The sequence below is a fragment of the Gordonia hirsuta DSM 44140 = NBRC 16056 genome (assembly GCF_000333015.1).
GTDB classification, from domain to species: Bacteria; Actinomycetota; Actinomycetes; order Mycobacteriales; family Mycobacteriaceae; genus Gordonia; species Gordonia hirsuta.
In genome coordinates, this window is the sequence record NZ_BANT01000060.1 from 1 (window position 1) to 13,525 (window position 13,525).

Consider the following 13,525-nt stretch of genomic DNA (forward strand, 5'->3'; position numbering starts at 1 on the left):
CGTGGCGCGTGCGGCGGCGCCGTCGACTGCGGCCTCGGTGCTGCCGGTGCGCAGCACCACCCGCAGATCGGCGATCGGCGCGGTGAGCAACTCGGCGGCCCGGCTGTCGCCGGCCTCCCGGCGCTGGACGATCTCCACGCACGCATGCTCGGTATCGATGCGGGCGTTGAGGACCGAGATGGCCAGCGACGAGGCGTCGCAGTCCACGTGCCGTGCGGTGGCGAAGCGCGACTGCCACCCCGTGATCGCCAGACCGACCTGATCGATACGACGCAGATCCTGACGCAGCACCGGCAGTGCCGGGGGACCGGCGGTGGTGGCGGTGCCCAGTGCCGCGACGCAGGCCCCGCGCAGCTGGGCCAGCAGCAGGGCGATCTGATGGTGCGGCCGGTCGGAGACGGTGACCAGGCGCAGCAGCAGCACCGAGCCGACCGCGCACGCGGCGATGGCGAAGAACTGCGGCAGCTGCGCGAACGTCGGCCGCAGGAAGAGGGCGAAGAAGTAGCCGAGGAAGGCGACCATGCCCATCGCGGTGTAGCGCGGCCCGAAGCGCCGCACCCAGGTCGCCAGCCCGCCGACGACGATGAATCCGACGATCTCCACCGGACGCCGCCCCGACAGCGCAGTGGCCAGGGTCAGGGACGCCACCACCGGCAGGATCAGCAGCGCCGTGGTGAGGAGACGTTCGCGGCTGGTGGCGCCCTTAGCGACCAGGCCGGTCTGCAGCGCCAAGAAGGTACCCACGGCCATCAGAGCGTGATCGGCGTGGGCGAAGGTCACCATCAGCCAGGCGCAGAAGGCGCTCAGCAGCACGGCCGACGCCACGATCGAGGCGTTCGTCAGGCGCACCCGGCCCGGATCGGCGGCGACCAGCCGCGGCCGGTGCGTCCGCAGGCGCCCGGCGCCACCGGCGTTCATCGCTGTTCCCGCAGCGTCGCCAGACGCAGCATCGCCCAATTGACACGCGAGAGCATCAGCATGGTCTGGGTGATCGCCGAGCGCGGGCTGCCGCCGAGCTGTTCGCTGAGATCCAGGACGGTCGTCTCCTCGGGGTCGACGTCGACACGGGTGTGCTCGAGCAGGGCGGTACGGGCGGCCGCGGCACCGGCGCTCACGTGGGCGACGGCCTCGTGGAAACTGGCCTGCTGATCGACGGTCAACGCGGGGGCCGCCGGTTCACGCATCCGATGCAGGGCCGCCTGGGCGGCATGATCGGCGGCCCGGGCACCCACGCCGGTCAGGTACCTCAGTTCGCCGGCTCGTGACCAGCGGCCGGGAGTGTAGGCCGGATAGAGCATTCCGATATCGGCGGTGAACCGGGCGTGTGCCGCATCGAGGTGGTCGGTGGCGGCCAGCAGCGCCGGCGGATCGACGGTGCCGGTCACGGTCTGCTCGATCTGCGTCAGCAGGGCGGCCAGGGCATCGAAGTAGCCGTTGATGGCCGCGGCCAGGGCGGGCCGGGGACTGATGGAGAACACCAGGAAGGCGCACGCCACACCCACGGCCGCGCCGGCGGCGGTCTCCTCCACGCGGACGGTGAGCAGGTGCGGGTGCAGGATGCCGAGCAGTCCGTAGACCGCCACCAGCAGCAGCGTCGAGAAGAAGGCGCCGAGCCACTGCCGGACCGGCCCGAAGTACAGTGCGCCGAAGACGCTGACCAGCGCCAGCGCGATGTGCCAGAGCGACGGTCCGGACAGGGCCACCCCGACGACGAAGCCGACGGCGACGGCGCCCAGGGTTCCGGCGACCCGGTGCCAGGCCCGGTGCAGGACCGTCGTCCGGGTGGTGCTGCCCACGAAGATCAGGAAGGCGGCCATCACCGCCCAGTACCAGCGAGAGGCATCGATCGATTCGCCGACGAGTGCGGCCAGACCGGCGGCGAGCATCGCCTGGACCGCCAGCCGCCCGATGTGTTCGGGCGCCGGGCGCGGGGGCGAAGGCTTCTCGGCCGGGGTGACCACCCGCCGCCGATGGCTCAAGTCCACAGCACGCAGGCGCTGGTGGGCCAGGGTGGCCCGGGCGATCAGGATGGCGGTCAACTCGACCGGATCGGTGTCGTCGGCGTCGGCCAGGAGCTGATCGGCGCGGGCGGCGGCCGCCGCCGTAGCGGCCGGATCGGGATGGCGCGACAACACGGTCGTCAGATCGTCCAGCGGCGCGGTCAGCCGGGCAGGCAGCCGGCCCTCTCGGCGGATCAGGTTGGCGATCTCCAGGGCGGCGTGCTCGACGTCGATCCGCGCATCGAAGACCTGGTTCGCCAGGTCTTCAGCGTCCAGACCCAGGATCGCCTCGGTGGAGAAGTGGACCTGCCAGCCGCCGATGGCGCGGGCCACATCGTCCACCCGGCCGATCCCGGTGGTCAGCGCACTCGCTCGCGCGGTGTGCGGATCGGCGCCGACGGCACCGGTGATGACCAGTCGGGAGGTGGCCCGCAGCTCGTCGAGCAGGACGGCGAACTGGCGGACCGGATGCTCGCGCAGCAGCGCCAGGCGCACCAGCACCGCCGCCGCCCAGAGACAGACGAAGACCAGCAGGAAATAGCCCAGTTCGTCCAGTGGCGGGCGCAGGAACAGGGCGAAGAAGTAGGCGAGGAAGGCGATCATCCCCAGCTCGCCCATGCGGGCGGAGATGCGGCGGGCCCAGGTGACGGCGCCGGCCAGCAGGATGAACAACGCGATCTCCACGTACCGCCAGCGGTCCAGGGAGATCGCGATCGCCGGTGCCGCCACCAGCGGGATCACCGAGAGCGCGGTGGTCAGCAGTCGCCCGCGGGGTGTCGGCTCCTTGATCGAGGTGCTGACCTGGAGGGCGGCCAGCACACTGACCGACAGCAGACCCGAATCGTGCATCCGGAAACGGACGATCAGCCAGGCGGCCAAAACGCTGAGCAGTACCGCCACCGTGACCGCGACGGCATTGGTCAACCGCGTCCGGGCCGGATCGGTGCCGACCACCCGGTGCCACAACGAAAGACGGCTCTGCACGCCCCCAGTCTGGCGTACCGGGCCCGAACGCGGGGGCAGGACCTTGGCAACCACCTTACCGAGTAGTAAGGTACCGGCCATGTCGATCAACCTTGAGCTCCCGGAGAAGCTGAACTCCACCGTTGAGCGTTCCCGGCTGGCCGCCGAGCACATCTTCCGGCCGATCAGCCGCAAGTACGACCTCGCCGAGCACGAATACCCCGCCGAACTGGACGAGCTGGGCAAGCTCGCCAAGGCCGCGCGGGCCAACGAACGTGCCGAGGGCAAGAGCGAAACCGATGCGGCCGAAAGCACCGTCAACGGCGCGAATCTGCGCTCGGTGCTCAACGCCCGCGAACTCAGCTGGGGCGATGTGGGCCTGATGCTGTCGATCCCGGGGCAGGGGCTGGGCAATGCCGCCATCGCCGCGGTCGCCAACGACGAGCAGCTCGAACGCTTCGCTGATGTCTGGGCAGCCATGGCCATCACCGAACCGGGGATCGGCAGCGACTCGGCCGCGGTCACCACCACCGCGACCGCCGACGGCGACGACTACGTCATCAACGGCGAGAAGATCTTCGTGACGGCCGGCTCGCGGGCCGACCACGTGGTGGTCTGGGCCACCCTGGACAAGGCCAAGGGCCGCGCCGCGATCAAGAGCTTCGTGGTGCCGATGGACACCGAGGGCGTCTCGGTCGAGCGCCTCGAGCACAAGCTGGGCATCAAGTCCTCGGACACCGCGGTGGTCCGCTTCACCGATGCCCGGGTGCCGGCAGAGAATCTGCTCGGCTCGCCGGAGATCGACGTGAAGAAGGGTTTCGGCGGGGTCATGCAGACCTTCGACAACACCCGCCCGGTGGTCGCGGCCATGGCCGTCGGTGTGGGCCGGGCCGCTCTGGAGGAGATGCGCCGGATGATCGAGGAGTCCGGGCACCCGATCGACTACGACAAGCCCGTGGCGATCCAGCACGCCGCCGTGGCCGACTTCATCCGCCTGGAATCGGACTGGGAGGCCTCCTGGCTGCTGACGCTGCGCGCCGCCTGGATGGCCGACAACAAGACACCGAACTCGCTGGAGGCCTCGATGAGCAAGGCCAAGGCCGGCCGCACGGTGACCGAACTGACCAACAAGGCCGTCGAGATCGGTGCCTCGGACGGGTACGCCGAGACCGGCCTGGTGGAGAAGTGGGCCCGCGATTCGAAGATCCTGGACATCTTCGAGGGCACCCAGCAGATCCAGCAGCTGATCATCGCACGCCGGGTGCTGGGCAAATCCAGCGCCGACCTGAAGTAGCCGCGCCGGTGACGAGCGCGCGGTCGGCGGTGGCCGGCGCACTGCTGTTGGGGTGCGCCGGACTGCTGGCCGCCTGTGGTTCGGCAGAACCGGCGCCCCCGCCGACGGAGGCGCCGCCGCCGACCACGGGCACGATGCCCTGGGGCGGTGACCTGGGGGGCTTCGGCGACCGCAAACAGGTCCGCTGCGATGCCGGTGACCAGGCGGTGCGGATGGCCTGGCAGGGCGATAGCCGTTTCCTGATCTGCCGCAAGGTGACCCCGGGTGACGACGGTACGGGGGAGCGGTATCTGCGTGCCTGGACCACCGGGCGGCCGGGTATGCCGAATGAGCAGCCACCGGCCTTCCACCAGGGGCGTTTCTACACCCTGACCGATAACAGTCTGCAGTTCCTCACCGAGGACCAGGTGAAGTTCGATATCGGTCCGACGGCCGTGACCATCGAATGGCCGCAGGAGCCGGGCAGCCGCACCAAACAGTTCAGCACCATCCGCACCGGCGAGGGCTGGAGCCGACTCGACTGAGCCCGCGCTGCGGCCCGGCGCCGCCGCCCTGTCGGTGGGCGGTGATACCGTTTCTCTTCGTTAGATGCAGAAACGGAAAGATGCAGGTAGTGAAGACATTCGGACTCCGCAACCGCCGCTATCTCGGTTCCAAGCGGGCGGTGCTGCCGGTGATCGGCGAGGTGATCGCCGGCCTGGGCGAACCGCCGCAGACGGCGGCGGACCTGTTCGCCGGCACCGGGGTGGTGGGCCAGTTGCTGGCACGTGCCGGGCTGGCGGTGACCTTCAACGATCTGCTCTCGGCCAACACCACCGTCTACCGGGCCTTCTTCGGTCCGGAACCGGTGCGCGCGGATCTGCTCGCCGAGCTGGTGGCCGGGATCAACGCCGCGCCCCGCGAGACGCTGGCACCCAACTACTTCTCCCGCACCTTCGGCGGCACCTACTACACCGACGCCAATGCCCGGCTGATCGGGTATTTCCGTATCTGCATCCAGGACTGGCATACCGGCGGCCGGATCAGCGACCGTGAACGCGATGTGCTGATCGCCAGTCTGCTGTACGGGATGGACAAGGCCGCCGCGACCGTCGGGCACTACGACGCCTTCCGGATCGGGGCCGCCACCCAGGCCCGTCCGGTCTTCGGCCTGCCCGAACTGGAGAGTTTCGAGACCGTGCACACGGTCACTCGGCAGGACGCCAATCAGCTTGTGCGGCAACATCATTGGGATCTGGTCTATATCGACCCGCCGTACAATTCGCGGCAGTACGGGGACCTGTACCACGTGCTCGACAATGTCACTGATTGGCAGCAGGGTCCCGTGCAGTTCAAGGCGCGGAAAATGGATCGGCGGCATCTGAAGAGCGATTACTGCACCACCGCGGCGGTACCGGCGTTCAGCGATCTGATCGAGGCGCTGGACACCTCGACGATCATCATGAGCTACAACGACACAGGAAGCCGCGGCAACGCCCGTTCGGCGGCCCGGCTCGCCGACGACGACATCCTCACGATCATGCGCCGGCGCGGCCGGGTCGAGGTGGTCGACGTCCCGCACCGGGAGTTCACCACCGGACGGTCGGGGATCGGCGAGATCGTCGAACGGCTCTTCGTCTGCCACGTCGACGAGACCGCCGCAGTCCTCGCGCCCCGCGCGCAGGCGCTACCGGCGGCGCAGCCGGCCGGCCGGGAGGCGACGGGGGAGACCGGAACGCTGGTGCGCAGCCCGCTCAACTACACCGGCAACAAGAAGCGGCTGGTCTCGGAGATCATCCCGCTGCTGCCCGGACCCGGCGAGGAGCATCAGCGCTTCGTCGACGTCTTCAGCGGTTCGATGACCGTCGGGATGAACGCGGGTTATTCGCGGGTGGCTTTCAACGACGTCCAGGTGGACGTGGTGGGTCTGGGACAGCTGTTCGCCGGCACCCCCTACAGCGAGATCGTCGCGCAGGTCGAAGCCCTCATCGCCGAGTACGGGCTCTCCGACAGCCAGGCCCACGGCTACCAGACCTACGGCGCGAACTCGTCGAACGGGCTCGGACAGGTGAACAAGGCCGCCTATCTGCAGCTGCGGGAGGACTTCAATGCGATGGACTCGGCCGACCAGCGGCGGCTCTTCGCCTTCTTCACCCTGGTGGTGTTCGGGTTCAACAACCAGATCCGCTACAACCGCAGCGGTGAGTTCAACATGCCGGTGGGTAAACGGGATTTCAATTCGCGGGTGCGCAAGAACCTGTTCGACACCGTGGCCCGCATGCATGCGCTGACGCCGGAGCTGTGGACGCTGGACTTCCGCGATGTCTTCGGCAAACTGCAGACCACCGATCTGGTGTACTGCGATCCGCCGTACCTGCTGGGCACCGCCCCGTACAACGAACAGAACGCCTGGACCGTCGACGACGAGACCGCCCTGCTCGACGAGCTCGCCCGCTTCGCCGCCCGCGGGGGCACCTTCGGGCTGTCGAATGTGCTGACCCACAAGGGATCCGAGCACGATCAGCTGGCCGACTGGGCGGCCGAACACGGTTTCACGGTGCACACCCTGGACTACAGCTATGCGAACTCGTCGTACCAGCGCAAAGACCGCAACGCCTCGCGCGAGGTGCTGATCACGAACTGGACAGGGCCCGCAGCGCACTGATCAGCGAGGCGTTCCAGTCCGAGTTCAGGTGGGCGACCTCGGTGCGCCCGGACTCCGCAGCGACCAGGTCCAGCACGTCCGAGAGCCCGGCGGTGGCCACCGCGAGCCAGTCGGCGGTGCGTAGCGAGACGATCAGGGGACTGGCGACCCCGTGGCCGCCGTCGGTGGCCGTGAGCTCCATGACGCGGCCGAAACCGAAGATGCGGGCGACGTTGGCGTCGACCTCGTTGGCGATGAACAGGGTCACCACCTGCCGATCGGGGAATTCGCACGCCAGATTGGTGGCGTGGCGCAGCACCGGTTCCAGTTCGCCGCGACGCTGGGTCGCCGGATCCATCAGGGTCACCTCGACCAGGATCTGCCGGCCGTCGAGGGCGAATTCGATGTCCCCGCGCAATCCGGGTGCGTGGCTGATGGGCAGGAAGTCGCCGTCGAGGGACAGCCCGAACGCCGCCCGCGGATCGAAGGCCCGGTCAGCGGCGTAGTAGAGCGAGAGCCCGATCAGGTACTCGTACATGCACGGCACCGTCGGTTTGCCGCCGAACTCCTTGTCGCGCAGCGCCTGCACCGCCGCCGACCGGTAGTCCACACTGATCGCCTCCAGGTGCTCGAGCACCCGCTCGGGCGGGAACGCCGCCGAGATCACGGCATCGAACCGAGCTCGCTCACGGGCTGCGACGAACTCCTCGATCTGGTCGGGTCCGATGTCCTGCTCGGCCGCGATCGCCGCGGCCGTGCGCGTGAGTGCATCGGAGCCGAAGCGGGCGGCCAGCCCGGTGACACGATCGGCATCGTCGGGGGGTGCTGCGGTGGTGACGGTCAGTTCGGGGTCGACGGCGGTGAAGTAGTAGCCGGCGTAGGCCGAACCGATGCGCAGTTGATTCTGGGCCACCGAGAACACGCCGGTGGCGGTGAGGATCCGGAGATTGTTGTCGAGGTATTCGCGGACCAGGGAGGTGGCCCGGTTGCCGTTGAACAGATCGACCAGTGCGCGGCGGAATACGGCGGGCGAGGCGTCCCAGTCGGGGTAGCGGGCGCTGCGATGCACGGTGAGGGGGCCGGCGGCCTTCTTCTTCAGGCCGGGCAGCAGTTGCAGCGGGGCGAAGCGTACCCGCACCGTGGTGCCGCCCTCGTCGACGGCGCGCCGCAGCCGGGCCAGTGATGCGGCATCGGGGGAGAGGCGGAAGGCTTCCAGGGCACCGAGGTACCGGCGATAGTGTTCGATGAACCTCGGTCCCTTGCCGTTGGGGAAGGCCTCGGGGCTGAACACTCCGGTGTCGATGTAGCGGTCCTGATCGGGTGTGCGCTCGGCGGCGATCAGGACATCGTCGAGGGAACTGCCGTCGGACCGCATCGTCTCGATCGCGGCGACGATCGCATCGGCTTCGACGCCCAGGAGCCGGGGAGCGGCGATGAAGGCCAGTGCGAACTCGTCGATGCGCAGGTACTCGAGTCGGTTGAGCACCTGCAGCAGCAGCCGCACCGGATAGTAGAAGCCGCCGTCGTCGGTGCGCTCGACATAGCTGAGTGCGCCGCGCAGCACCGCGGAGTTCTCTGGTTTGAGGGCACACAGCCGGTCGACCTCGTCGAGCAGTTGCGGACGGCCGTCGGTGAACATCGTGCCCAGCGCGGTGATCCGGCGGTCCTGTTCGTCGACGAAGCCGAGTTTGGCCAGGGCGTTGGTGTAGGTGCGGGCGCGCTTGGCGGCGTCGTCGTCGGCGATGGAGCCGCCGGAGCCGAAGACGTCCGGGGCCAGTGCACGCAGCAGCCCGTAGAACTCGAGCTGGGTGACCGCGTCCCAGGGGCGATCATCGCGGCGGAAATCGGCAAGGACCTCGAGCATGTCGTGATAGCCGGCGATCACATCCTTGCGGCGGAACGAGGTGTCACCGAGATGGACCAGCGACCGGGCCCGGGGCGGGTGCATCGTCGGAGCGCTCATCCGCCCATCGTGGCACAGCCTCCGGTCGCGTCCGGGGCTGCTATCGTGCAGGCAAATAGAACACGTTCTACTTCCTGGAGGATGGTCGATGAGTACTGAGCAGATGATCCAGACGGTCCACGCATACATCGACCGGCTGTCCCACGGGACCGCCGAGCAGATCGTCGCGCTGTACGCCGACGGCGCCAGTGTCGAGGACCCGATCGGGGCGCCGGTGCGCACGACCCGCGAGGAACTCATCGAGTTCTATTCGATCATGACCAACCTCGATTCGCGCGCGGCCACCCTGAATTGGGTGCGGGCGGCCGGCGATACCGCGGTCTTCGAATTCACCCTCGTCACCGGGACGGCGGGGATGTCGTTCGAGATCACCCCGGTCGACATCATGGTGTTCGACGACGAGGGCAAGATCGCCTCGATGCGCGCGGTGTGGGCGCAGGAGGACCTCACACAGCTCTGACCCGGCAACCGGCCCGGAACCCCGCGCCGAACCCCGGCCGCCGGGCCGCCCGCCGCGGTGGGCTACCGTTCCGCGGGGCGCGCATGCGCCCGCGACATGGACCGGAAGACGGGGCGGATTGGCGACGACGAACAGGATGCGGGTCGGTGCCCGGCTGGTGCGGATCGAGGTCTTCGCCGGTCTGGTGACGGCACTTGCCCTGATCCCGGAGACCATCTCGTTCTCGATCCTGGCCGGGGTCGGTCCCGAGGTGGGCCTGTTCACCTCGGTGATCTTTGTGCTGACCATCTCGGTCGTCGGCGGCCGTCCGGCGATGGTGTCGGCGGCTGCCGGATCGATCGCCCTGGTGGTGGCGCCGCTGGTCGCCGCGCACGGGGTGCAGTATCTGATCGCCGCCGTCGTGCTCGGCGGGATCGTCCAGATCCTGCTCGCCTGGGGCGGGGTGATCAAGCTGATGCGCTTTGTCCCCAACAGCGTGCTGACCGGCTTCGTCAACGCGCTGGCGATCCTCATCTTCGCTGCGCAGATCCCGCATCTGATCGGCGTACCGTGGCTGGTCTATCCGATGGTCGCCGGTGGGCTGGCGGTGATGTGGCTGCTGCCTCGGCTGCTGCCCGCGGTACCCGCACCGGTGGTGGCCGCGGTCCTGCTGACGGTCATCGCGGTGGTCTTCGCCGTCCGCGTCCCGCGGGTGGGTGATGAGGGCGAGTTCACCTCGACCCTGCCGATGATGGCGCTGCCGGATGTCCCGTTCACCTGGGAGACCCTGCGCATCGTCGGCCCGTATGCGCTGGCGCTGGCGCTGATCGGCCTGCTCGAAACCCTGATCACCCAGCGCATCGTCGACGGTCTGACGCACACTCACACCTCACCGCGCTGGGAGAGCCAGGGCCAGGGGGTCTCCAACATCGTCACCGGTTTCTTCGGCGGGATGGGCGGCTGCGCGATGATCGGCCAGACGATGATGAACGTGAAATCCGGCGGGCGGACCCGGCTGTCGACCATCACCGCCGGGCTGGCGCTGCTGAGTCTGCTGGTGTTCTTCCAGCCGGCGCTGACGGCGATCCCGATGGCCGCGCTGGTGGCGGTGATGATCGTGGTCTCGTTCACCACGATGGACTGGAAGTCGATCGCACCGAAGACCTTGCGCACGGCTCCGCTGGCCGACAGCGCCGCCATGCTGGTGACCGTCGCGGTGACCTTCCCGACCGGCAACCTGGCCTACGGAGTCCTCGCCGGGGTGGGCTGTGCCCTGGTGCTGCGCCGAGTTCTGCCGGACCGCCCGCGCGCCGAACCGGTGGCGTTGGCGGACTGATGCCGCACGGCGGGCCGGTGCCCCCGGAGGATCAGCGCGGGTCGGGCCGCAGACTCAACTCGGTCGGCACCCCGTCGGCCGGGGTGTCGATCAGTCCGCGCACCGCAGCGGCGACGGTCGCGGCTTTCAGGAAGCGCGAGGGGTCGTAGTCGCCGCCTTCGCGGGCGACGATATCGCGTTGCATATCGGTGTCGATCCGCCCGGGAAAGATCGAGGAGACCCGGATCGAGGGCTCTTCGGCGCGGACGCCGTCGGCCAGCGCGCGCAGGGCGAATTTGCTGGCCGCATACGGGGTCCACTGCGCGCGGACGTTCTGGCCGGCACCGGAGTTGAGGAAGACGATGTGCCCGCGGCGGGCCCGCAGCGCCGGCAACAGCAGCCGGGTCAGCTCGGCCGCGGCGACGACGTTGATCTCCAGCACCCCGCGCCACTCGTCGACCGGTGTGTCGGCGACCGACTCCAGGCTGCTGGCGACCCCCGCGCAGTGGACCAGCACGTCCAGCTGTGTGATCGTCTCCACCGCCGCGGCCACCTGGTCGTAGTCCGTCAGATCGACGGGCAGGGTGACCGCACCCTCCAGGTCCATCGCGAGCGCATCCAGTTCGGTGCTGCCGCGGCCGCCCAGGATCAGGGCGTGGGTCGGGGCCAGTTCGCGGGCGATCGCGGCACCGACACCGCGGCTGGCACCGGTGATCAGGGCGGTCGGCCGGTTCATCGGCGGCCACCGGTGCCGATACGGCCCGAGGTGTCGGCGCCGCCGAAGGAGCCGGGGCTGCGGCCGCCGCTGCTGAAACCGCCGGACCCCAGCTGGGTCGAGGCGTCCTCGGCCTGGGAGATCACCACATCGACCAGAACGCCGGTCAGCACCGGCGCACCGTCGTCGCGGTGGCCCACCTTCCAGGCGGCCACGTCCTGCCGGCCCAGCGCCAGCGCCTCGGTGGCCAGCGCGATGGCGCGCTCGTTCGGGCCGGCCTCGCTGAGCAGGCGTTCGGCTTCGGACAGGCAGGTGCGGGCAGCGGTTCCGACGGCGCCGCGCCGGGTGTCGATGAAGCTCTCGGCGGCGGCGACGTGCGCGGTGGCCACGGCCGACCCCTCGGACTGGTCGCCGATGAGCGCCAGATTCCCCCGCACATCGGTGACCGCATCGAGCAGGCGGCCGGCGGTATCGAGCGCGCACTCGGCCGACCGGATCGCGGCGAGGGTCTGATCGGGCAGATCGGCGGCGTCGGCGATCGCATCGCGGCCCTGAGCGAGGGCATCGTCGGCGAACTGCACCAGTTCGATCGCCAGATCGATGTTGCCGTGCACGGATTCGGCGACCGGCCCCCCGAACCGGCGCTCGAGGATGTGCTGGTCGTCGCGGGCGGCGGTGATGTCGTCGGGCATGGCGGCGGCGCGCTCGGCCAGGGCGTCCAGGCGCGGGGCGGGCTGATCGAGCAGGCGGCGGACGGCATCGAAGCCCGGGGCCCTGGCATCCAGGCCGCTGTTGGCATCGGCGCACATGCTGATGATCTCCACCAGCAGGGAGCGGCGTTCGGCTGCCGCCAGGCCGGACTGCTCATCGAGCATGCGGCGCAATCGGAAGGCGGCGACCACCGCGGCCTCGGCCGCGGTCAGGGCATCGGTGTAGTCCGCGACCGCGTCGGGCCCGGACTCCTGCACGGCCAGGGTCAGTTCATCGCCGCTGATCGAGACCGCGTTATCGGTGTGCACCAGTAGTTCGCTGGACCAGGGTTCGAGTACCTCCAGCGGCTGACGGGCCAGCTCGTCGACGGTGAGGACCTCACCGGAGGCCTCGGCCAGTTGTGCGGCAGCCCGGGCGGTGCGGCGCCGGCGCATCGTGAAGGCCGCCGCTGCGGCCAGCACCAGCAGCACCAGTACGCCGCCGAGCCACAGCCACAGCCGAGAAGACGGCTCATGCAACTCGTCGGCGGTGTCCAGGGCGGCGGCGGCCCACCGGCCGTCGCGGATCGCCGGGGCCGCCGCCGATTCGGCGACCTCGCGCAGTGCCCCGGCCGGCAGGCCCTCGATCGGCTCGGCGCTGCCGAGGTAGTAGGACTTGTCGTCTACGGAGATCGCCAGGAGTACGTCCCGGTAGCCCAGCTCGCTGAGTTCCTCGGTCTTCTGGCCCCACTCCTGGGCAGACAGATCGCCGAAGTCGCGGACGTAGATCACCCACAGCTGCAGATCGCCATCGTCGGACAGCCGGGCCAGTGCGGCGGTCACCTCGCTGTGTTGGCGCCGGTCGAGGACCTGGGCGGCGTCCACCAGCTGCTCGGGCATGCGCGTCGGTGAGTCGGCGGCCGCCGGAACGGCCGGTGCGCACAGCAGCGCGATCACCAGACTCAGGGCGGCAAGCAGGACCGGCCGGGGTCGGGGGAAGAACATGTGACCAATTTAGCCGCTTGCGGCGCCGAGAACCTGTGGGAGGCTTGGGTTCGATGGAGTTCGACGATGCGGTGATCGGATCCGGGCCCAACGGGCTCACGGCCGCGGCTGCCCTGGCCCGGGCCGGCCGGCGGGTGGTGGTGTTCGAGGCGGACGCGACGTACGGCGGCGGTGCCCGCACCGATGAGGCCTTCGGTCGCGGTATCCGGCGCGATGTCTGCGCGGCGGTGCATCCGACGGGCTACCGCTCGCCGGCCTTCGCCGACCTGGGCCTGACCGAACGCGGTGTGCACTGGCTGGTGCCGGAATTATCGGTGGTCCACGGTTTCGGTCCCGGTCACGCGCTGAGCCTGCCCCGCGGGACCGAGGAACGCCACGCCGAACTGGGACCCGACGCGCACCGGTGGGACCGCCTGATCGGCTGGGCGGGCACCTCGCCGGGCCTGGTCGACGACGTCTTCGCTCTGCCGGCCCGTCCGCAGCGGCCGGCGGCGGCGGCCCGGTTCGCCGCTGCCGCAG

General features: G+C 69.6%; 9 protein-coding genes and 2 pseudogenes. 6 read left to right on the top strand and 5 right to left on the bottom strand.

Annotated features, from left to right (window positions below; translation table 11 throughout):
* Both GOHSU_RS15550 and GOHSU_RS15555 read right to left on the bottom strand, forming a co-directional pair.
* Window positions 1–918, bottom strand: a pseudogene (locus tag GOHSU_RS15550) (hypothetical protein); the annotation flags it as partial.
* A complete protein-coding gene (locus tag GOHSU_RS15555) occupies window positions 915–3,065 on the bottom strand; it encodes an FUSC family protein (RefSeq protein WP_005943947.1) in 2,151 nt (716 codons plus the stop codon). The pseudogene GOHSU_RS15550 and the gene GOHSU_RS15555, both read right to left, overlap by 4 nt.
* Between GOHSU_RS15555 and GOHSU_RS15560 the strand changes: the two genes are divergently transcribed.
* The 3 genes from GOHSU_RS15560 to GOHSU_RS15570 all read left to right on the top strand — a co-directional run bounded on the left by GOHSU_RS15560 (window position 3,064) and on the right by GOHSU_RS15570 (window position 6,901).
* Window positions 3,064–4,257 (top strand): acyl-CoA dehydrogenase family protein, encoded by a 1,194-nt coding sequence (locus tag GOHSU_RS15560; protein WP_005943950.1) that lies wholly within the window; start codon window positions 3,064–3,066, stop codon window positions 4,255–4,257. The two genes, GOHSU_RS15555 and GOHSU_RS15560, sit on opposite strands and share 2 nt — an antisense overlap.
* A gap of 8 nt (window positions 4,258–4,265) precedes the next feature.
* Complete coding sequence (locus tag GOHSU_RS15565; protein ID WP_005943953.1) at window positions 4,266–4,781, top strand: hypothetical protein; 516 nt, start codon at window positions 4,266–4,268, stop codon at window positions 4,779–4,781.
* 89 nt (window positions 4,782–4,870) lie between these two features.
* On the top strand, window positions 4,871–6,901 hold the full coding sequence (locus tag GOHSU_RS15570; RefSeq protein ID WP_024333001.1) for a Dam family site-specific DNA-(adenine-N6)-methyltransferase: 2,031 nt from the start codon (window positions 4,871–4,873) through the stop codon (window positions 6,899–6,901).
* Here GOHSU_RS15570 and GOHSU_RS15575 read toward each other — a convergent pair.
* The gene (locus tag GOHSU_RS15575) at window positions 6,870–8,843 is read right to left on the bottom strand and encodes an AlwI family type II restriction endonuclease (RefSeq protein ID WP_024333002.1); all 1,974 of its coding nucleotides are present in this window, start codon (window positions 8,841–8,843) and stop codon (window positions 6,870–6,872) included. The genes GOHSU_RS15570 and GOHSU_RS15575 overlap by 32 nt on opposite strands.
* Before the next feature lie 88 nt (window positions 8,844–8,931).
* Here GOHSU_RS15575 and GOHSU_RS15580 point away from each other — a divergent pair, with 88 nt between their 5' ends.
* Both GOHSU_RS15580 and GOHSU_RS15585 read left to right on the top strand, forming a co-directional pair.
* Window positions 8,932–9,303: a nuclear transport factor 2 family protein gene (locus GOHSU_RS15580; RefSeq protein WP_005943962.1), complete on the top strand. Its 372-nt coding sequence runs from the start codon at window positions 8,932–8,934 to the stop codon at window positions 9,301–9,303.
* A gap of 136 nt (window positions 9,304–9,439) precedes the next feature.
* Window positions 9,440–10,573: pseudogene (locus GOHSU_RS15585) on the top strand (SulP family inorganic anion transporter); the annotation flags it as partial.
* 76 nt (window positions 10,574–10,649) lie between these two features.
* On the opposite strand, the gene GOHSU_RS15590 reads toward GOHSU_RS15585, so the two are convergent.
* On the bottom strand, window positions 10,650–11,333 hold the full coding sequence (locus GOHSU_RS15590; protein ID WP_005943968.1) for an SDR family oxidoreductase: 684 nt from the start codon (window positions 11,331–11,333) through the stop codon (window positions 10,650–10,652).
* Window positions 11,330–13,006, bottom strand: a complete 1,677-nt coding sequence (locus GOHSU_RS15595; RefSeq protein WP_005943971.1) for a TPM domain-containing protein — start codon at window positions 13,004–13,006, stop codon at window positions 11,330–11,332. Before GOHSU_RS15595 ends, GOHSU_RS15590 begins: the two co-directional genes overlap by 4 nt.
* 53 nt (window positions 13,007–13,059) lie before the next feature.
* On the opposite strand from GOHSU_RS15595, the gene GOHSU_RS15600 reads away from it, so the two are divergent.
* Window positions 13,060–13,525: NAD(P)-binding protein (locus GOHSU_RS15600; protein WP_005943973.1), on the top strand; the 466-nt coding region annotated here is incomplete at its 3' end.